Source organism: Streptomyces malaysiense (assembly GCF_000980885.2).
Classification (GTDB): domain Bacteria; phylum Actinomycetota; class Actinomycetes; order Streptomycetales; family Streptomycetaceae; genus Streptomyces; species Streptomyces malaysiense.
This window is the reverse complement of record NZ_LBDA02000062.1, coordinates 77,760-96,261: the sequence shown is the minus strand read 5'-3', so window position 1 is coordinate 96,261 and position 18,502 is coordinate 77,760. Positions and strand designations below refer to the sequence as shown.

Here is an 18,502-nt window from a genome sequence, read left to right as displayed (position 1 = left end):
GGGCGACTGGGACATGGGCGCGGGCCAGGCATAACGAGTGCACAACACCCGGTGGCGTCGGACGCCAAAAGCGCTGCACGATTCGTACCCGCCTGCGATTATCAGGACCGCTTCACCGAACCTCCACATCGAGCCACGGAGGCGAAGCGACAGGGTCGGCGAGCAGGGAGCTTTATCCTTGAACGCGCCACCAGGCCCCCGTAGCTCAGCGGATAGAGCAGGCGCCTTCTAAGCGCTTGGCCGCAGGTTCGAGTCCTGCCGGGGGCGCCATCCGCAGCCCTCCCTTCGGGGAGGGCTTTTTGCTGGTCAAAGTGGGTGCGGCCGGGCGCGCGTCAGCCCCAGAAGCGCCTCTGGTGATCAAGGGCGGGCTCCGGGGCGATCCGGCCGGCACCGGGATCTTGCGGGTGGCCGCGTCGAATACGTGTCGAAGTTCCGGGCCGACACCCCGGCCGGTGGACGACTCCCGGGGGGAAGATCTCCAGCCGCTTCCAGCCGCTTCCAGCCGCTTCTCCGGATCGGGCGGCCACCCGCCGGCGCAGCGGGCGCAGGTGGCCGGAAGCACGGCGACACTGTCGTCGCCGGAGGAGCGGGGGCCCGGTTCGTGACAGCGGATCAGACCGTACGCTGGGCACGCGCCGGTGGTGGGGAGACAGCCGTACGCCGCGGAGGCCGGGAACCGGTCTCCCGGACTCTGGGATCGGGGGAGCGATGTCACAGCGGTGGGGCCTGATCGTCGAAGAGATGCGGGGGACGTACACCCACAGCTGTTCGGCGACGGTTCTGGAGCACTTCCTCGGCACGCGCGAGGACGCCCTGGCCCGCCTGGAAGAGCGCGCCCGCTCCTACCAGGCACGACACCCGTTGAACCCCGTAAGGACCCGGCTGTTCCGGACCGGCGAAGGCTTCCTGCTGGTCAACGACGGCGACACGCACGGCTTCGGCTGCCGCTTCTCCGTCGCCGAACTGCTGTGTGACAGCGCCGAGGAGAAGGAGGCGGCAGCGGCCGCCCGCGAGGCGGAGCGGCAGCAGCGGGCGGCGCTGAAGCAAGCGGAGAAGGAAGCGAAGCGCGCTCAGCGCAAGTCGCGCCGAGGCCTCTGACGTCGGCCGAGTCGGCGTGCGGTTCGCCCGACCCGAGCGGTGAGGGGAAGCCGAGCCTCCGGGCCCTCCCCGCTCCACCCGGGTTCTTCGTCGCTCACAGCTCCGTTGCTCCCGTGACCCCACGCAGCTCACGGATCAGGCTCCCCGCCCGCTCCACGGTGATCTCCTCCAGATGGTGGTCGGAGCGGGAGTGGGTGAACTCGTGGATGACCGGGTCCGGTGCCCACTTGTCCCCGACGACGAAGGCCTCGTCCATCACACGCTCGGGGCTGCTTCGGCGACGCACCACCGTGACCGGCGTGACACCGTCGCGGTATTCCGCCTCGTCGAGGTACAGCGCCCAGTGCTGGACCCAGCCCTGCCGGTCGGCCTCCAACTGCGCCGCGCGTTCGGCCGAGATCGGCTCGAGGCTGGTCGCCATCGGCGGGCTCTTCACCGCCCCGTTATCGCCTACCGGGTGCCATGCCCAATCGAGGAACGAGACGTACTCCCAGAACTCGTCGTCGCGGCGACGCCACAGCCCGATCACGCGGGGCGGATCGTAGCCACGGTGCATCTCGGTGAAGTACTCGTACTTGTTCTCTTGATCGGCCATCGGTGGTTCCTCCTGGTGCTGTCGGACCGGTGCCCAGCGCGGCATGTGCGCTGTTGGTCACCACGTCGTGGCGGCCGGCCGTGGAGTACCGGGGAGCCCTCCCAAGCGTCCGCGGTCACTGGCCGGTCATCGCGATCCCCTGGTCAGGCTCCTCCGGTAGCGCTCGACGACCCCGATCGAGAGCGCCGATCCTGCCATCAGGCCGAACACGATCGAGTCGGAGCCGTCTCCGTGCTCTCGCTCCCACACACGAGCGCCGGCCAGGAGGACGACCACGACCAGCAGGGCGAATTGCGCGCGGCGGACGACCCGGGCTCGTCGAGCCCGGCGCCCCTCGTCGTTCCCGGTTCCGTCCATCCGGACTCCTCCCCCTCTCCCCCTCTTCGGCCCACCACGATATCGAGTACGCGGTGGGTGCGAGCTCGCGGTCCCGCCGATCCGCGCGTCGGCCAGGGGGAGTTGGCACCCGCCCCCGCGTAACCCACCTCACCGTCCGACATACTTCGAGACGCTCGGAGTGCTCGGATCGCTCGGAGTGCTCGGATCGCTCGGAGTGCTCGGATCGCGAGGGGAGAACGGCGTGGGACTTCGTTGTGCGGTGCTGGACGACTTCCAGGGCGTGGCCACCGAGTCGGCCGACTGGTCGGTGCTCGGGGACGCGGTGGAGGTCGTGTCGCTGCGTGAGCACCTGGCCGACGAGGACGCGCTCGCCGCGGCGCTCGCCGAGTACGACATCGTCGTCACCCTGCGCGAACGCGTCGGCTTCCCGGGATCGCTGCTCGCCCGGCTGCCCCGGCTGCGGCTGATCGTGGCGACCGGGATGCGCAACACCGTGATCGACTACGCGGCGGCCGAGGCACACGGCGTCACAGTGTGCGGGACGCAGAGTTCCGGGACTCCCCCGGTGGAACTGACCTGGGCGCTGCTGCTCGGGCTCGCCCGGGGGATCGTCCAGGAGAACACCGCGCTGCGCACCGGCGGGCCCTGGCAGTCCACGGTCGGCGCCGATCTGCACGGCGCCCGTCTCGGTGTGCTCGGGCTCGGCCGGATCGGCGGCAGCGTCGCGCGGGTCGGGCTCGCCTTCGGCATGCGCGTCGCCGCGTGGAGCCCACGACTGACCGAGGAGCGCGCCGCGGCGGCCGGGGCCGAACTTGCCGCCTCCAAGGAGGAGTTGCTGGCGGACAGCGACTTCGTCTCCGTGCACGTGCCCGGCGGCGACCGCACCCGGGGGCTGATCGGCGCCGCCGAACTCGCCCTCCTGAAGCCGACCGCCTACCTGGTCAACACCTCCCGGGCCTCGGTGGTGGACCAGGACGCCCTGCTCGCCGCGCTGCACGAGGGCCGGATCGCGGGCGCCGGCATCGACGTCTTCGACATCGAGCCGCTGCCCGCCGGCCATCCGATGCGCACCGCCCCCCGGCTGCTCGCCACCCCGCACCTCGGCTATGTCTCCGCGGCCAACTACCGGACGTACTTCACCCAGGCCGTGGAGGACATCCAGGCCTATCTGGCGAAATCTCCGGTACGACAATTGCCGTGAAACCTCAGGTATCGGAAACGTCTCCGTTGAAAGGGTGATCTCCCGCTGATCACCGTGACCCCTGCCGGAGGGCCACGTTGAAGGTGGAGTGCGACGGCGAGACCAGCCGTCGCGTGTCCCGAGCAACAGGAGGAACGTGATGTCTCGCATCGCGAAGGCGGCCGCCGTGGCCCTCGGTACCGGCGCCGTGGTGATCGGCGGAGCCGGGCTGGCTCTGGCCGACGCGTGCGCCCAGGGCACGGGCGCCGATTCGCCCGGCATGCTGTCCGGCGACGTGGTCCAGGTCCCGGTCAACATCCCGGTGAACGTGTGCGGCGACTCCGTCGACGTCATCGGTCTGCTGAACCCGGCCTTCGGCAACGGCTGCGTCAACCAGGGCGGCACCCTCGTGTAGAGCGGCAACGCCTGCGGCGGCCGAGGCCCCGTCGCACGCCGCGAAGAGCCCCGGCACTCCGAGCGCCGGGGCTCTTCGCGTGTCACCGGCACGGACCCACCGGTGCGGACTCACTCGTACCGGTAGATCCCGCTCATGTCCTCCAGCTGATCCGGGGTGTCGTTCCACGGCGGCAGCTTGTCGTGGCGGGCGACGACCCGGCCGTGCTGCGGGTCGTCGGCGCCGGGTGGGTCGGCCGGCAGATAGCGGTGACTGCTGTGCGCCCGCTGCCAGCGTTCCCACTGCATGTCGAGGTAGGCGTGATGGAGCCAGAACACCGGGTCGTTGACGGACGCGGCGCCGAGCATCGCCCCGCCGACCCAGCGGTGCACCCGGTTGTGGTTGTGCCAGGAGGCGCTGCCGCTGCCGGTGCCCCAGCCCTCCAGCTTGTTCCGGAACCCCTGGGTGACGGTCGAGTCCCAGGGCCGTACGTCGTAGACCGGGTCGTTCAGCGCCCAGTTCACGTCGTCCTTCGTGGGCAGTTGGAGGGGTGAGGCGGCGCGGCCGAGGTCGCGGGTGAGGTAACGGCCGTCGGTGACACCCACCTTGATGGTCCAGCCGCCCGTCGCATAGGCGAACGGCCCGTTCACCACCTGCTGGTCGGAGCGCCGGCCGTTGCCGCCGAGCAGGTCCTTGGTCCAGGGCGTCGAGGTCGTCGTGCGGTCGCGGGTCCAGTCCCAGTACGGCAGGGTCACCGAGGGATCGACGCGACGCAGCGCGCTCTCCAGGTCCAGCAGGAACCGGCGGTGCCAGGGCAGGAAGGACGGTGCCATGTGGGCGGCGCGAAGATGGGTCTCGCCGTCGGCGGCGAAGTACGCGATGTGGGTGCGCACGAACTCGTCGTACTCACCGCGCCTCTTGACCTCCAGCAGGGCGTCCACGAACCGCTTCCGCTCGTTCGCGGTGAGGCCGCCGACGTTCTTACGAACGTACGCCATGCCGGCCCCCCACCCTCATGCCCGTGCCGCCCGCGCCCACACCGCCCATGTCCATGCCGTCCATGTCCACGGTCGTGCCCATGCGGCCCATCATGTCCTTGGCGCCGTCGGGCAGGGTGTGGTCCAACAGGCCCGGGGCCAGATCGCACAGCCGCTGGCCGGGGCCGAGTTCGTCCACCGCGGCCCGCGCCGCCTCCAGGGGCGTGCGGTACGACGTGTAGTGGTCGACCATGCTCAGCCAGGTGCCGTCGGCCCTCCGCATCAGGTGCAGCGGGCGGCCGTCGACGGTGATCCGCCAGGCGTCGTCGGACGTGCTGCGTCCGGCGGCCGGCAGTCGTACGCCCTGGATGTGCCGCCCCCGGTACGTCTCGTCGAAGGAGTCACCGCCGGCGGCCGGGGGCACCGGCCGGGAGGCGGCGACGACCGGCGCGAGGGCGAGGGCGGCGACGCAGGACAGCAGCCCCCGCGTCACCCGCCGGCGTCCGGGACCGGCCGTCGTACTCGCTCTGACCTGCTCTGTCGCGCCCGCCGCAGTCGCGCCGTCGCCGTCGACCATCGCACTCTCCTCGTCCGGGAACAGATGTCGTACCCGCTAACGGACCGGGAGAGGCCGGGTCACCGGCGTACGGCCGAACGGCGCTGATGAGGGAGCCCTGGGGGTTACCGGACCGGGCCCGGGCCCAGGTCGTCGGCCGCGGCGGCAGGGGCGGTCGCGCTCACGCCGGCCGCGGCACCGGCCAGCACGACGGCGAGGGTTCCTCAGGGGGTCGGCTCCATCTCGCTTACTGCCCCTTCCGGATGCGAGAGTTCGGCGACCGTACCGCGTAACCGGTGTTGCCGGGACGGAGCACGCGGGCGGCGTCCGATTCCCCCGGCCGCCGTAATCGTCGGCGGGCTCGTCTTTCGTGAAGGCCGGCCGCGCTCTTCGCCCGCCGGCCGGTCACGCTCGTACGGTCCCTCGTCCGTGCCGCCGTATGCCGGGGCCCCGGCCCTCGTCCACGCCCTCAGCCACGCAGACTGGTGGCCGGCAGCACGACGTGCGCGGCGGCGTGCAGGGTCTCCGGGGCGCCGGCGAACGCGGCCAGCTCGGCCGGCTGCACGATCCTGCCGGGCGCGCCCTCGGGCCAGGCGCGGGTGGTGAAGACCAGGTAGGCGAAGCCGCGGGCGCGGACGGCGGCGAGCCACTGCGGCGGCGCGGGGGCCTGGGCGATCAGCCGCGGCATCCGTACGACGGCCTGGCCGGCCTCCACCAGCAGGGTGATGGGGAGGCTGGGCCGGTGGGTGCCGTCGACCATGTCACCGCCGACCGGCAGTCCGTTGCTCACCAGCAGCTGCTCGACCGCGGCCGCGGTGGCCTGGGGGCCGCCCGCGGCGTCCCCCAGGGAGTAGGCCAGCAGGTAGGGCATGTCGGTGCCGTCGGGGGCCGCGCCGCTCCAGGGCAGCACGACCAGCGTGCCGAGGTCGGCGGGGCGCAGTTCCGTGGGGGTTGAGGTCACCGCGCGACCATACCGACGCGCCCGGGGGCGGCTCGGCGGCTTCTCACCCGTCCGGACCAGTGGACCGGGGGGCTCCACACGAACGAGGGAAACGGTCCCGAAAGGGGCGGGGCCGGCACCGCAAATGCGGTACCGGCCCCGGTCGCGCAGGAGGTGTCAGCCCTTCAGGGGCAGGCCGCCGAGCAGCGGGTTGTGCTGGTTCAGCGCGGTGGTGGCGCCCTTGACCGTGTGCAGCACGGAGTCCTTGTCCTCGGTGTCGAGGGCGTTCGACTGATGCTGGAGCGGCATCACGTCCCGCAGGGTGAAGTCACCCTTGGCGAGCTGGTCGACGGCGCCGTTGAGGCTGGAGGGCGTCAGGTCGGTGGCGTTGTAGGCGAACGCGGGCGCGGCGACGCCGGCGAGGGCAACGGAACCGGCCAGGACGGCGGCAGCCTTCAGGGACTTCATCGTGTTCCTTTCTTCGGCAACGACGTGTCCAACGAGCACCGCGCCGGGGCGGAAACCCCATGGTCGACAAGACATATGAACATGTCTCAGCCGCGGCGGGACCGGGTTCGCGGCCGGGCCAGGAGGTCAGCCGGCCGTGGGCACCGGTGTGCTCGGCAAGGCGGGCACGCTCGGGAGCGTCGTCGGGGTGGGGGTCGGGGTGGCGGTGGGGGTCGGGGTCGGCAGGCCGGTGCCGGGGAGGGCGGCGAGCAACTGGGCGACCAGGGCGTTGGCGGCGGCGACCACCTGGTCGACGTCGGAGACGACCGCATTCACCAGGGCATCCACCGCGGCCAGCACATCGCCGAGGAGGTCATGGGCGACGGGCACGCCGCGGACCACCCCCCGCGGGGCCGGGCTGAGCGGTACGGCGGGCGACGCGGCCGGCTTGGGCAGCGCCGACTGGGACTCGGACCCCGAGGGGACGGGAGCGGGGGCCGAGGGGGTGGCGGGAGTGGCGGGGGCGGCCGCGCTCGCGGCGGCCTCGGGGGTCGCCGCCTGGGCCGGATCGGCGGGCACGGCGGGTGTCGCCGCCGCCGTGGGAGCGGTCGGAGCGGCGGGCGTCGTCTGCTCACCGGCGACCGTCGGATCCGCGGGCGCCGTCTGCTCCCCGGAGACCGTCGGATCGGCGGGCACCGCCGGCGCGGCAGGTGTCGTGGGCTCCGCCGCGGCCACCACGACGGCGGGGGTCGTCGGCTCCCCCGGAGCCTTGGCGACGCCGAGCGTCCCTTCCGCAGCCGCGCGTGCGACGGCCTGCTTCGCCGCGTCGCCGAGGCGCTCGGCCTCCGCCGCGGGCAGCCGGCCCTCCGTCAGCGAGCGGTCGAGCAGTTCGACGACCGGCTTGGGCAGGGCGCCCGCGTGATCCAACGCTCTGACCTGGGCGAGGAGTTTCGTGGCGCCGGGCAGGGCGGACTGGGAGGCGGGGGCGTCCGCCTGGCCCCGTGCCGTGTCGACGGCGACGGCGACCGGGCCGGTGATCGCGGCGATGACGGCGGCGCTCAGGGCGGTGGAGGCGAGGCGCCGTGCGGGCAGAGCACGCATGGACGTTCCTTTCGGCTGGGCTTCGAGGTCTCAGCCCACCGTCAGTTCGCCCCTCCCGCCCCCGCAACCGCTCACCGTGCCGCATGCCCCGTCCGGGCCCACCGCTGCCCCGTACGGGGGATCGGCGCCCGGGAGCGCGCGGGGACACACAGGAAAACCGGCCGCCCGCCACCGCGACGGATGCGCGGGGGTGGACGGCCGGTCGAAGGGGTGTGCGCCCCGGACGTCAGCCGTTGGCGCAGGTGTTGCCGAACGCCGGGTTCAGCAGACCGATGACGTCCACGGAGTCGCCGCAGACGTTGACCGGGACGTGGACCGGGACCTCGACGACATTGCCCGAGACGAAACCGGGCGAGTTGGCGGCGGCGCCGTTCGCGCCGGAGTCGGCGGCGGCGACACCGGCGGCGCCGGCGACGGCCGCGACGGCGGCGGAGGTCAGGACCAGACCCTTCGCGATACGCGACATGGAGAGGTGCTCCTTGTAATAGACACAAACATCCGGGCGGATGCCCGGCGTTGTGTCAACGCGTCGCGCGCCCCCGGGTTGTGCGGCCAAAGGAGTGATGTGCGACGGGTGCCGCCCGGACGGGACTTGGCCGCCCTCGCCGAAGACCCCCGCACGGGTGTGTGCGGGGGTCCTGGGCGGCGGGTGCCGGACGCTCGGGGTCCGGCACCCGGCAGCTCACCGACGGACGGCTGTCCGGCCGCGACGGTACAGCACCACACCCGCCATGATCAGCGCGGCGCTGGCGGCCGACGTCGCGATCATGGCCTTGGCGTTGCCACCGGTGTGCGGCAGGGTCGGCGGCTCGTCGTTGCCGTACGAACCGGGCGGGGTGGGCTCGTCATTTCCGTACGAACCGGGCGGGGTCGGGTCGTCGCTGCCGTAGGAGGACGGCGGCGTGGGATCGTCGCTCCCGTAGGAGGTCGGGGTGGGGTCGTCGCTGCCGTACGACGTGGGGGTCGGCTTCGGATCGGGGCGGCCGTAGGACGGCGGCGGCGTGGGGTCGTCATGGCCGTAGGCCGGCGGGGTCGGGTCGTCATGGCCGTACGACACAGGCGTGGGTGTCGGGTCGTCATGGCCGTACGACACAGGCGTGGGCGTCGGGTCGTCATGACCGTACGACACAGGCGTGGGCGTCGGGTCGTCATGACCGTACGACACAGGCGTGGGCGTCGGATCGTCATGACCGTAGGCCGGCGGCGGCGGATCGTCGTCGCGGGGATCGGTGGGGCGCGGGGCGACCGGGTGGCCGCCATTGACACAGGTGTTGCCGAACGCGGGGTTCAGCAGACCGATGACGTCCACGGAGTCGCCGCAGACGTTGACCGGCACATGCACCGGGACCTGGATGCTGTTGCCGGACAGCATGCCCGGTGAGCCCTGGGTCACGGACTGGGCGTTGGAGTCGGCGAGCGCGGCCGTGCCGTACAACGAAAGCACGCCGGTCGCGGCAGCTGCGGCCACGACCATGCCCTTGCTGAGGGTCTGTCGCAATCTCGTAGTCTTCCTACTCGAACTGCTCGGAGATACGGAAAGGCCGGCCCCGGGCCAAAGGATCTGTGGATCGTCGGTCCGGGGCCGGCCTGGAAGCAGCCGGCCGGCTGGCGTGCGGTGGGTACCGGACGTCAGCCGTTGGCGCAGGTGTTGCCGAACCCGGGGTTCAGCAGACCGATGACGTCCACGGAGTCGCCGCACAGGTTGACCGGGACGTGCACAGGCATCTCGATCACGTTGCCGGAGAGCATGCCCGGGGAGTTCGCGGCGAGGGCATCGGCCCCGGAGTCGGCGAAGGCGGGGGCGGCCCCGCCCAGCGCCAGGAGGGCACCGGCGACGACGGCAGCGCTCTTCTTCATGGATTTTCCCTTCTCTGACGGTCATGCCCCTATGAGCGGCCGAAACCGAGCGAGCACAGCCTTGAACGGCTCGCACCATGACCGGCAGGTTGTAAAACGAGGGATAGACGGCCGGAGAAACCCTCGAACGCGCCCAGCCCCCTAATTCACTCGAACGCCCCCATAGAATTGACACCTTGGACGATCAACAGATAGACGCTTATTCGGGAAGAACGACAAAACCGTCCGGGCGCCGCACCGAGAATTCGGCGCGGCGCCCGGACGGCACTCGGGGGTGGGGCCCTTTCAGCTGCCGACGGCGCCGTTGCCCGCCAGCACGGAGATGTCGTCCGCGATGTGCGAGAGCGGCTCGTCGTCCTTGGCCTGCGTCGAATTCTCGGCGCACTGCTGGGTCTGCGGCGAGGACAGCACGGGGATTTCCTGGACGCCGACATTCAGGGCGGCGAGGACCGACTGGACGTCCGCCTTCGCGGGCAGGCCGACGCACAGGTCGTTGAGCGAGCCGCCCACCAGCGTGGCCTGCGGGCTCAGGTCGCCGCTGGTCACGGCGTTCCCGAACGCCTCACTGGCACCGACACCGCTGGCCGAGGTGGTGCCCGTGTCGTTGCCGATGGCAAGCGCCTGAGGGGCCGCCGCCGCAGACACACCGATGAATGACGCGGCGACCGCCGCCGCGGCCATTGCCTTCTTCAGCATTTCGCATTCCTTTCCTGGCTTTCGCCAAGACGCACGTTCCTGCCCTGGCATCAACCGGGTCGCCGCCGTTTGGTTGCGGTGCATCACCCGATCGGATCGTCCGGCGGTATTCGGCGACATTCGCCGGCTGATCGCCGCCCCCGGCGCCATATGAGCCATTGGAGTGAACGAGGGCAACTCGTGGGCGTGCGGAGCCGTTGAACCAGATCGCTCCGGTGGACGGGGTGTCTTCAGAAGGGAACAGCAAGTGATCAAGAAGGTTATGGCCACCGCCGCGGTCGCCGCTTCCGTCGTCGGTGCCTCCGCAGCCGCCGCGGCGCCGGCCCTGGCCATCGGCAACGACACCGGCACGACGTCCTACAGCGGCAACGGCGCCGCGCAGACGTACGGCAACTCGGCCACCTACGGCAACATGAGCCCGCAGATGGCGCTCATCCAGGGCTCGTTCAACAAGCCCTGCATCGGTCTGCCGGCGAAGGCGGACCTCCAGTCGCTGGTGGGCCTGGTCAACGTCGGCGTCCAGGACATCCCGATCCTGTCCTCGCCGCAGACCCAGCAGTGCACGGAGAACTCGACGCAGGCGAAGGGCGACGAGGCCCTGTCGCACATCCTGGACGACATCTCCGCCCTGTCGGGCAACGGCGCCACCGGCAGCTGATCGGACGCGTCCCCGCGAACGGCGGGTCACCGGCTCCCCCGGTGGCCCGCCGTTTCGCCGTTCCGGTGCCGGCTCGACGGGGGACGTTCATCCATTTATCCGACCACACTGCTCCAAACGGGGCAAAAGCCGCAACCAGGGCCCCATTCGGGCAGTTGACGGTCACGCAGCTCCTCCCCGGAGTCCGCCTTTCGAAGGGAACGAACATGAAGAAGCTGTGGGCAACCGCGGCCGTCGCCGCCTCCGTCGCCGGTCTGGCCGGTGCGGCGGCTCCCCAGGCCCTCGCCATCGGCAACGACCACGGCACCACGTCGCTCAGCGGCAACGGCGCCACGTCGGCCTTCGGCAACTCGGCCACCTCCGGCAGCATGAGCCCGCAGCTCTCGCTCGTCGAGGGTTCGCTCAACAAGCCCTGCGTCGGCCTGCCGGCGAAGCTCGACGCCCAGTCGCTGGTCGCCCTGGTCAACGTCGGCGTCCAGGACATCCCGGTCCTGTCCTCGCCGCAGACCCAGCAGTGCACGGAGAACTCGACGCAGGCGAAGGGCGACGAGCCGCTCTCGCACCTCCTGGACGACATCTCCGCCCTGTCGGGCAACGGCGCCGTCGGCAGCTGATCGGACGCATTCCCGCGACGGCGGGTCACCGGCTCCCCCGGTGGCCCGCCGTTTCGCCGTGTGCGGGACCTGCCGGCACCTAGGAGACGATGTCCTTGCGGGCGAACCCCCGGAAGGCCAGCGCGAACAGTACGAGCGCGCAGGTCACCGAGAGGGCGGCGCCCTGGATCATCCCGGACCACTCGGCGTGCGGCTGGAGGGCGTCGGCCCAGGCGAACTGCCAGTGCGCGGGCAGGAAGTCGCGCCAGTGGCCCAGCGCGGTGACGGCGTCCAGGACATTGCCGACGATGGTCAGCCCGACCGCGCCGCCGACCGCGCCGAGCGGGGCGTCCGTCTTCGTCGACAGCCAGAACGCGAGTCCGGCGGTGACCAGCTGGGACACGAAGATGTACGCCACCGCCACCACGAGCCGCTGGACGGCCGTGCCGGGGTCCAGTTCGCCGCCGGTGGGTATCCGGAGCGGTCCCCAGCCGTAGGCGGCGGTGCCGACGGCGAGGGCGACGGCCGGCAGCAGCACCATCGCGGCGAGGCTCATCCCGAGCGCCACGACCAGCTTGGACCACAGCAGCCGGGCCCTGGGCACGGGCGCGGCGAGCAGATAGCGCAGCGAGGACCAGTCGGCCTCGGCGGCCACGGTGTCCCCGCAGAACAGGGCGACCGGCACGACCAGCAGGAAGCCGGCCGAGACGAACAGGTTCACCGCGGCGAAGTTGGCCCCGGACGCGGTGGCCGTGTCCATCAGGGTGACCTGGCCGTCGCGCCCCGACGGGTGGCCGACGGCGAAGGCGATCACCAGCACGAACGGCAGTACGGCGAGGAGCCCGCCCATGACCAGGGTGCGGCGCCGCCCCAGCTGGCGGACCAGCTCCACGCGCGGGGGCAGGGTGCCCCGGGTGCGGTAGCCGGAGGCCACCTCGGTGAGCGTGCTCATGCGGAACCTCCGATCAGGGTGAGGAACGCGTCCTCCAGGCGGCGGTGCGGGCCGACCGAGGCGACCGGCACCGAGAGCCGCACCAGCTCCGCGACCAGCCGCTCGGCGGTGCCGCCCGCCTCCAGGCGGATCAGCAGCCCGTCGTCGGTGCGCACGGCGGAGGCGACGCCGGGCAGGGCGGCCACCTTCTCCACCACGGGGTCCGCCACCCGGCCCGCGGTGCCGACGAGCAGGGTGTCCCCGGAGCCGACGATGTCCCGCACGGGTCCGGCCTGGACCAGCCGGCCGCGGTCCATCACCACGAGGTGGGTGCAGGACTGCTCGACCTCGGAGAGGAGGTGGCTGGAGACGATCACGGTGCGCCCGGCGGCCGCGTAGCGGATCATCACCTCGCGCATCTCGCGTATCTGGGGCGGGTCGAGCCCGTTGGTGGGCTCGTCCAGGATGAGCAGATCGGGGAGGCCGAGCATGGCCTGGGCGATGGCCAGGCGCTGGCGCATGCCCTGGGAGTAGGTGCGCACCGCACGGGCCAGCGCGTCGCCGAGGCCGGCGATCTCCAGGGCCTCGTCCAGATGGGCGTCCTCGGCGGGACGGCCGGTGGCCCGCCAGTACAGCTCCAGGTTCTCCCGCCCGGACAGGTGCGGCAGGAAACCCGCGCCCTCCACGAAGGCGCCGACCCGGGAGAGCACCGGGGCGCCGGGGCGGATCGCGTGTCCGAAGACGCGGATCCCGCCGTCGTCCGGGGTGATCAGGCCCATCAGCATGCGCAGGGTGGTGGTCTTGCCCGCGCCGTTGGGGCCGAGCAGCCCGAGCACCTGGCCCCGCTCGACGCGGAAGGACAGCTCGCGCACCGCGTACCGGTCGGCTGATCCCGCGTACCGCTTGCTCAGCCGCTCGATGACCAGCGGGACCTCGGTCAGCGCGGGATCGGGCGCGGGGGCGGCCGTACGGCGGCGGGCGGTCAGCAGCAGGGCGGCGGCCGCCCCCGCGCCGGCGAGCGGCAGCCACCACACCCAGGAGGGCAGCGGGGCCGCGGCGGTGCGCACGGCGGGCGCGGTCGGGACGCTCAGCGTGCTCCTGAGGGCGACGGTGTACGTGGCCGGGGCGGCCGGTGAGGCGTAGCCGAGGTCGGTGGTGGCGAGGACCAGGCGGAGCCGGTGGCCCTTCTGCACCTCGTGGTCGATGGCCGGGAGGGTGACCGTGACGTCCTTGCCGCTCCTGGCGCCGGTCACCCGGAAGGGGGTGACGAGCTGGGAGGGCAGCACCTGGTGTCCGCCGGGGCCGACGTCGTAGACCTTGCCGAACAGCACGGCGTCGCCGCCGGTGGAGGTGATGTGGACGCGGGCGGTCGGAGTGCCCGTGATCCGGAGGGTGCGGGTGAGCGGCGCGGAGTCGAAGTGGGCGTACTGGCCGGGGAAGTCGAGGGCGGTGCCGAGGCCCAGCGCGGACAGCCGGCCGAGACCGCCCAGGCCGGGCAGCGCGGAGACGGCGGGCGGGCTCGCGCCGGCCGGGTTGGCGATGCGCTGCGCGGGGCCGGACAGGGCGATCCCGTGCCGGTCGGCGCGCAGGCCCGGGTAGGCGTTCGCGCTCGCTCCGCGGAGCTGGGCGGTGCCGTCCGTGGAGTCGACGCCGCCGGTGCGGGTGATCCGGAAGGCGGGGCCGGTGTCGGTGCCCCGGTCGCCCTTCAGGTACCGGTCGAACCAGGCGCGCACCCGGTTCTGGACGCGCCCGGTCTCCAGGTCGCCGCCGTCGTGTCCGCCCGCGATCCAGTCGACGTCGACGAGGGCACCGGCCGCCCTGATGGCGTGCTCGGCCGCGTCGGCCTGGCCGAGCGGGAAGAGCGAGTCGGTCTGGCCCTGCACCAGCAGGGTGGGCACCTTGATGCGGGAGCCGACGGCGGACGGCGAGCGCTCCTGGAGCAGGGCGCGGGCGGCCGCGTCCGGGGTGCCGGAGGTGGCGACCCGTTCGTACATCCGGCACAGGGCGGGTTCGAAGCGGGCACAGCCGCCGCCCTCGCCGAAGAAGACCCCGGCCCACAGCTTCTTGTAGACGCCGTTCGGGAACAGGGAGTCGGCGAGGTTCCAGTAGGTCAGGGCCGGTGCGATGGCGTCCACCCGCCGGTCGTGGCCCGCGGCGAGCAGCGAGACGGCGCCGCCGTACGAACCGCCGGCCACGCCCACGCGGGGGTCGCCGGGCTTGTCGAGCCGTACCTGCGGCTGCTTCGCGAGCCAGTCGATGAGCCGGGAGACGTCGGCGACCTCGGTCTTCGGGTCGTTCAGTCCGATCTTTCCGGTGGATCTGCCGAAGCCGCGCGCGGACCAGGTCAGGACCGCGTATCCGTCGCGGGCGAGGTCCTCGGCCTGCCCGCGCATGTCGTCCTTGCTGCCGCCGAAGCCGTGCGCGAGCAGGACGGCGGGCCGGCGGCCGGCGGGGCCCGCGGTGAAGTACGAGGTGTCCAGGCGCACGCCGCCCGGCATGGCCATCATCCGGTCGGCGCGGTGCACGGGTTCGGGTCCGCCCGAGGCGGCGGCCGTCCAGGTGCCGGCGCCCGCGAGCAGCACGACGGCGGCCGCGGCGGCCACCAGCCGCCGGGGTCCCTTGAGCAGCCCCCGCAGCCGGGCCACACGAAGATCCATGCCTCAACGGTACGGGCCGCCACTGACATCCGCCGGACCCCCCGGGGCTGAACCGGGGCCCCTCCCTGGGGAGTAGGGCCGGCGTTCCCGTACTTCATCCGCGGTAGCACGGCGCGGCCCCCGGTACCGGAGGTGAGGGGGGTACCGGGGGCCGCGCGCGCCGCGGAGGGCTCAGATCTCCTGTGCGTCCTCGGGGATGGACACCAGCCAGCGGGTGTGCCGGCGCGGGCGGAGGTAGAGGGCCCAGTAGAGGGTGGCGGCGGCGGTGATGCCGCCGGTCCAGATCAGGTACGAGACCTCCTGCTCGACCAGGATGTAGACCAGGAAGGCGATCAGCAGGACCGGCATGGCGGGCCACAGCGGCATCCGCCAGGCCTTGCGGGTGCCGTGGTGGCCGCGGCGGGCGAGCAGGGCGGCGACGGCGACCAGCAGGTAGAGGGCGGTGACGGCGACGCCGGTCACGCCGTAGAGGGTGTCCAGGTCGACGAAGCAGAGGAACGCGCCGGGGACGCCCACCACCAGGGTGGCGACCCAGGGGGAGCCGAAGCGGCCGAGCTTGGACAGGGCGTTGTTGACCGGCGAGGGCCAGGCCTTGTCGCGGGCGGAGGCGAACAGGACGCGGGAGTTCTGGATGACCATCACGATGCCCGCGTTGATGATCGCGAGGGCGACGCAGAGGCTGACGAAGGTGCCGACGGCCGAGTTGCTCCAGGCGATGACCATGGTGGAGATGTTGCCGGCGGTCAGGGAGGTCAGGTCGCCGGCGCCCAGGGTGATCGCGGCGACCGGCACCAGGATGACCACGCTGGAGATGGCCAGCGTCGCGAGGACGGTGCGGGCGACGTTGCGGCGCGGGTTCTCCAGTTCCTCGGAGAGGTAGACGGCGGTGGAGAAGCCCTGGGTGGCGAAGAGCGCGATGGCGAGCCCCGAGAGGACCATCATGGCCGTCACCGGGTTGACGTGGGCGTGCTCGCCGGCGATCTGGAAGGAGGTGAGGGAGCCCAGGCCGCGGTGGGAGTGGGCGAAGCCGAGGACGGCGACGACGCCGGCCGCGATGACCTCCAGGACCAGGAAGATGCCGGTGATCCAGGCGTTGGCGCGCAGGTCGAGCAGGCCCGCGAGGGTGGCCGCGATCATCACGCCGGCGCCTGTCCAGGACGGGTCGAGGTGGACGACCGGGGCGAGGTAGTCGGCGGTGCCCATCGCGATGACCGGGGGGACGATCATCACGACGAGCAGCGACATGACGAAGGCCAGCCAGCCGGACAGCCGGCCCGCCAGGGTGGAGACCATGGCGTACTCGCCGCCCGCGCTGGGGATCAGGGTGCCCAGCTCCGAGTAGCAGAAGGCGACCGGGATGCAGAGCAGCGCGCCGATGGCGAGGCAGAGCGCGGTCGCCGTGCCCAGGCTGGAGAACAGGTCCGGCACGATCACGAAGAGCGTGGAGGCCGGTGTGACGCAGGAGAGGGTGAGGAGGGTGCCGCCGACCACGCCGATCGAGCGCTTGAGCTTCTGAGGGCTGTCCGTGGCCTCCGGGAGGCTCGTCGCGACTGGGCGGAGCGTGTCGGTCATACGGCGGAATCCGATCGACTCGTGTCGTGCGTGAGGGTGGGGGGTTCGGGAGCGCTATCGCCTCCGGCGGATCGTCGTCGTACGGTCGTCTTCGTCCGCTCCCGGCGCCCATAGGGAACCCCGACGAAAACCACCACGTCAATGGGCGTTTGCCTTCGGAATCCGCACCTGCGACACGCATCGCGTTGGATCAGATTCGCAGGCAACAAGACCACATAGGTGCATCCATCAAGCCTGTACGCGATCTGACCTTGCTTTCCAAGGCTGCCTCCCCGTAACCCCTTCGTCACCCGTTTCATCCACATGAACGGGAACCGCAGCCGTCGTTTCAAAAAAATGTCAGGCCGTCCGGAATCCGGACGGCCTGACGGGGGAAGAACGGGGTCGCTACCTCACGTTCAGTGGTTGCGCGGGAACCCGAGGTCCACGCCGGCGGGGGCGTCGGCCGGGTCGGGCCAGCGGGTGGTGACGACCTTGCCGCGGGTGTAGAAGTGCGTGCCGTCGTTGCCGTAGATGTGGTGGTCGCCGAAGAGCGAGTCCTTCCAGCCACCGAAGGAGTGGTAGCCCACCGGCACCGGGATCGGCACGTTGACGCCGACCATGCCGGCCTCGATCTCCAGCTGGAAGCGGCGGGCGGCGCCGCCGTCCCGGGTGAAGATCGCGGTGCCGTTGCCGAACGGCGAGGCGTTCATGAGGGCCACGCCCTCGTCGTACGTGTCCACGCGCAGCACGCACAGCACCGGGCCGAAGATCTCGTCCCTGTACGCCTTGGCCGTCGTCGGCACCTTGTCCAGCAGCGAGATGCCGATCCAGTGACCGTCCTCGTAGCCCTCGACCGTGTAGCCGGTGCCGTCCAGGACCACCTCGGCGCCCTCGGCGGCCGCGCCGGTGACGTAGGAGGCCACCTTGTCACGGTGGGCGGCGGTGATCAGCGGGCCCATCTCGGAGGCCGGGTCGTCGCCCGGACCGATCTTGATCTTCTCGGCCCGCTCGCGGATCTTCGCCACCAGTTCGTCGCCGATGGCGCCGACCGCGACGACCGCCGAGATCGCCATGCAGCGCTCGCCGGCCGAGCCGTAGGCCGCCGAGACGGCCGCGTCGGCCGCCGCGTCCAGGTCGGCGTCCGGCAGCACCAGCATGTGGTTCTTCGCGCCGCCCAGGGCCTGCACGCGCTTGCCGTTGGCGGAGGCGGTGGTGTGGATGTAGCGGGCGATCGGGGTGGAGCCGACGAAGGAGACGGCCCGCACGTCCGGGTGCTCCAGGAGCCGGTCCACGGCCACCTTGTCGCCGTGCACCACGTTGAACACGCCGTCCGGGAGCCCGGCCTCGGCCAGCAGCTCCGCGATGCGGACGGCGGCCGACGGGTCCTTCTCGCTCGGCTTGAGCACGAAGGTGTTGCCGGTCGCGATGGCGATCGGGAACATCCACATCGGGACCATAGCCGGGAAGTTGAACGGCGTGATGCCCGCGACGACGCCGAGCGGCTGGCGGATCGAGGCCACGTCCACCCGGCTGGCGACCTCCGTGGACAGCTCGCCCTTGAGCTGCACGTTGATGCCGCAGGCCAGGTCCACGATCTCCAGGCCGCGGGCGACCTCGCCGAGCGCGTCGGAGTGCACCTTGCCGTGCTCGGCGGTGATCAGCTCCGCGATCTCGTCGCGGTGCGCGTCCAGCAGCGCCCGGAACTTGAAGAGGACGGTGGTGCGCTGCGCGAGCGAGGACCGGCCCCAGGTCGCGAACGCGTCCTTGGCGGCGGCGACCGCGGCGTCCACCTCCTCCACCGAGGCGAACGCGACCTTGGTGGTGACCGCGCCGGTCGCCGGGTCGGTGACCGGCCCGTACGTGCCCGACGCGCCTTCGACGGACTTCCCGCCGATCCAGTGGTTGACGATCTTCGTCATGCCCAGAGAC

Annotated in this window: 19 protein-coding genes, 1 tRNA gene and 1 pseudogene; 6 read left to right on the top strand and 15 right to left on the bottom strand. The window is 72.0% G+C overall.

Annotated elements, in window-relative coordinates:
• Window positions 1-194 precede the first annotated feature (194 nt).
• Window positions 195-270 (top strand) — tRNA-Arg (locus VT52_RS26235).
• A 438-nt stretch (window positions 271-708) separates the two neighbouring features.
• Complete coding sequence (locus tag VT52_RS26230) at window positions 709-1,098, top strand: hypothetical protein (protein WP_053055727.1); 390 nt, start codon at window positions 709-711, stop codon at window positions 1,096-1,098.
• Window positions 1,099-1,192: 94 nt separating this feature from the next.
• Here the strand turns inward: VT52_RS26230 and VT52_RS26225 are convergent, their stop codons facing one another.
• Window positions 1,193-1,693, bottom strand: coding sequence for a hypothetical protein (locus tag VT52_RS26225; protein WP_053055725.1), 501 nt, complete (start codon window positions 1,691-1,693; stop codon window positions 1,193-1,195).
• Window positions 1,694-1,819: 126 nt separating this feature from the next.
• Window positions 1,820-2,050 carry a hypothetical protein gene (locus VT52_RS26220; protein WP_046427947.1) on the bottom strand — a complete coding sequence of 77 codons (231 nt, stop codon included), beginning with the start codon at window positions 2,048-2,050 and terminating at the stop codon, window positions 1,820-1,822.
• A 223-nt stretch (window positions 2,051-2,273) separates the two neighbouring features.
• Between VT52_RS26220 and VT52_RS26215 the strand changes: the two genes are divergently transcribed.
• Window positions 2,274-3,233 (top strand): D-2-hydroxyacid dehydrogenase family protein, encoded by a 960-nt coding sequence (locus VT52_RS26215; RefSeq protein ID WP_046427944.1) that lies wholly within the window; start codon window positions 2,274-2,276, stop codon window positions 3,231-3,233.
• 139 nt (window positions 3,234-3,372) lie between these two features.
• The gene (locus tag VT52_RS26210; RefSeq protein ID WP_046427942.1) at window positions 3,373-3,627 is read left to right on the top strand and encodes a chaplin; all 255 of its coding nucleotides are present in this window, start codon (window positions 3,373-3,375) and stop codon (window positions 3,625-3,627) included.
• Between the two features lie 110 nt (window positions 3,628-3,737).
• Here the strand turns inward: VT52_RS26210 and VT52_RS26205 are convergent, their stop codons facing one another.
• The 9 genes and pseudogenes from VT52_RS26205 to VT52_RS26165 form a co-directional block, all read right to left on the bottom strand.
• Window positions 3,738-4,604, bottom strand: a complete 867-nt coding sequence (locus tag VT52_RS26205) for a tyrosinase family protein (protein WP_046427940.1) — start codon at window positions 4,602-4,604, stop codon at window positions 3,738-3,740.
• A 142-nt stretch (window positions 4,605-4,746) separates the two neighbouring features.
• A pseudogene (locus tag VT52_RS26200) lies at window positions 4,747-5,160 on the bottom strand (tyrosinase cofactor); the annotation flags it as partial.
• A gap of 448 nt (window positions 5,161-5,608) precedes the next feature.
• A complete protein-coding gene (locus VT52_RS26195) occupies window positions 5,609-6,100 on the bottom strand; it encodes a DUF5949 family protein (protein WP_046427938.1) in 492 nt (163 codons plus the stop codon).
• Window positions 6,101-6,256: 156 nt separating this feature from the next.
• Window positions 6,257-6,547 (bottom strand): hypothetical protein, encoded by a 291-nt coding sequence (locus VT52_RS26190; protein WP_046427936.1) that lies wholly within the window; start codon window positions 6,545-6,547, stop codon window positions 6,257-6,259.
• Between the two features lie 126 nt (window positions 6,548-6,673).
• On the bottom strand, window positions 6,674-7,627 hold the full coding sequence (locus VT52_RS26185) for a hypothetical protein (protein WP_071387664.1): 954 nt from the start codon (window positions 7,625-7,627) through the stop codon (window positions 6,674-6,676).
• Window positions 7,628-7,853: 226 nt separating this feature from the next.
• Window positions 7,854-8,093: a chaplin gene (locus VT52_RS26180; RefSeq protein WP_071387663.1), complete on the bottom strand. Its 240-nt coding sequence runs from the start codon at window positions 8,091-8,093 to the stop codon at window positions 7,854-7,856.
• 216 nt (window positions 8,094-8,309) lie between these two features.
• The gene (locus tag VT52_RS26175; protein ID WP_071387662.1) at window positions 8,310-9,125 is read right to left on the bottom strand and encodes a chaplin; all 816 of its coding nucleotides are present in this window, start codon (window positions 9,123-9,125) and stop codon (window positions 8,310-8,312) included.
• 131 nt (window positions 9,126-9,256) lie between these two features.
• Entirely contained in the window at window positions 9,257-9,484 is a 228-nt protein-coding gene (locus VT52_RS26170; protein ID WP_046428685.1) for a chaplin, read from the bottom strand.
• Window positions 9,485-9,769: 285 nt separating this feature from the next.
• Window positions 9,770-10,180 carry a rodlin gene (locus VT52_RS26165; protein ID WP_046428688.1) on the bottom strand — a complete coding sequence of 137 codons (411 nt, stop codon included), beginning with the start codon at window positions 10,178-10,180 and terminating at the stop codon, window positions 9,770-9,772.
• Between the two features lie 247 nt (window positions 10,181-10,427).
• On the opposite strand from VT52_RS26165, the gene VT52_RS26160 reads away from it, so the two are divergent.
• Both VT52_RS26160 and VT52_RS26155 read left to right on the top strand, forming a co-directional pair.
• A complete protein-coding gene (locus VT52_RS26160) occupies window positions 10,428-10,838 on the top strand; it encodes a rodlin (RefSeq protein ID WP_046428691.1) in 411 nt (136 codons plus the stop codon).
• Between the two features lie 206 nt (window positions 10,839-11,044).
• Window positions 11,045-11,452: a rodlin gene (locus tag VT52_RS26155; protein ID WP_046419458.1), complete on the top strand. Its 408-nt coding sequence runs from the start codon at window positions 11,045-11,047 to the stop codon at window positions 11,450-11,452.
• Between the two features lie 79 nt (window positions 11,453-11,531).
• Here VT52_RS26155 and VT52_RS26150 read toward each other — a convergent pair whose 3' ends face one another.
• The 4 genes from VT52_RS26150 to mmsA form a co-directional block, all read right to left on the bottom strand.
• Window positions 11,532-12,383 carry an ABC transporter permease gene (locus VT52_RS26150; protein WP_046419459.1) on the bottom strand — a complete coding sequence of 284 codons (852 nt, stop codon included), beginning with the start codon at window positions 12,381-12,383 and terminating at the stop codon, window positions 11,532-11,534.
• The gene (locus VT52_RS26145) at window positions 12,380-15,019 is read right to left on the bottom strand and encodes an alpha/beta fold hydrolase (RefSeq protein ID WP_046419461.1); all 2,640 of its coding nucleotides are present in this window, start codon (window positions 15,017-15,019) and stop codon (window positions 12,380-12,382) included. Before VT52_RS26145 ends, VT52_RS26150 begins: the two co-directional genes overlap by 4 nt.
• Before the next feature lie 171 nt (window positions 15,020-15,190).
• Window positions 15,191-16,591 (bottom strand): APC family permease, encoded by a 1,401-nt coding sequence (locus VT52_RS26140; protein WP_046419463.1) that lies wholly within the window; start codon window positions 16,589-16,591, stop codon window positions 15,191-15,193.
• Between the two features lie 398 nt (window positions 16,592-16,989).
• Window positions 16,990-18,492 carry a CoA-acylating methylmalonate-semialdehyde dehydrogenase gene (gene mmsA, locus VT52_RS26135; RefSeq protein WP_046419464.1) on the bottom strand — a complete coding sequence of 501 codons (1,503 nt, stop codon included), beginning with the start codon at window positions 18,490-18,492 and terminating at the stop codon, window positions 16,990-16,992.
• Window positions 18,493-18,502 lie beyond the last annotated feature (10 nt).

Coding starts and splice junctions, on each gene's coding strand:
- VT52_RS26230 (WP_053055727.1), top strand. CDS start 709: ATGTCACAGCGGTGGGGCCTGATCGTCGAAGAGATGCGGGGGACGTAC.
- VT52_RS26225 (WP_053055725.1), bottom strand. CDS start 1,693: ATGGCCGATCAAGAGAACAAGTACGAGTACTTCACCGAGATGCACCGT.
- VT52_RS26220 (WP_046427947.1), bottom strand. CDS start 2,050: ATGGACGGAACCGGGAACGACGAGGGGCGCCGGGCTCGACGAGCCCGG.
- VT52_RS26210 (WP_046427942.1), top strand. CDS start 3,373: ATGTCTCGCATCGCGAAGGCGGCCGCCGTGGCCCTCGGTACCGGCGCC.
- VT52_RS26205 (WP_046427940.1), bottom strand. CDS start 4,604: ATGGCGTACGTTCGTAAGAACGTCGGCGGCCTCACCGCGAACGAGCGG.
- VT52_RS26190 (WP_046427936.1), bottom strand. CDS start 6,547: ATGAAGTCCCTGAAGGCTGCCGCCGTCCTGGCCGGTTCCGTTGCCCTC.
- VT52_RS26185 (WP_071387664.1), bottom strand. CDS start 7,627: ATGCGTGCTCTGCCCGCACGGCGCCTCGCCTCCACCGCCCTGAGCGCC.
- VT52_RS26180 (WP_071387663.1), bottom strand. CDS start 8,093: ATGTCGCGTATCGCGAAGGGTCTGGTCCTGACCTCCGCCGCCGTCGCG.
- VT52_RS26170 (WP_046428685.1), bottom strand. CDS start 9,484: ATGAAGAAGAGCGCTGCCGTCGTCGCCGGTGCCCTCCTGGCGCTGGGC.
- VT52_RS26165 (WP_046428688.1), bottom strand. CDS start 10,180: ATGCTGAAGAAGGCAATGGCCGCGGCGGCGGTCGCCGCGTCATTCATC.
- VT52_RS26155 (WP_046419458.1), top strand. CDS start 11,045: ATGAAGAAGCTGTGGGCAACCGCGGCCGTCGCCGCCTCCGTCGCCGGT.
- VT52_RS26150 (WP_046419459.1), bottom strand. CDS start 12,383: ATGAGCACGCTCACCGAGGTGGCCTCCGGCTACCGCACCCGGGGCACC.
- VT52_RS26145 (WP_046419461.1), bottom strand. CDS start 15,019: ATGGATCTTCGTGTGGCCCGGCTGCGGGGGCTGCTCAAGGGACCCCGG.
- VT52_RS26140 (WP_046419463.1), bottom strand. CDS start 16,591: ATGACCGACACGCTCCGCCCAGTCGCGACGAGCCTCCCGGAGGCCACG.
- mmsA (WP_046419464.1), bottom strand. CDS start 18,492: ATGACGAAGATCGTCAACCACTGGATCGGCGGGAAGTCCGTCGAAGGC.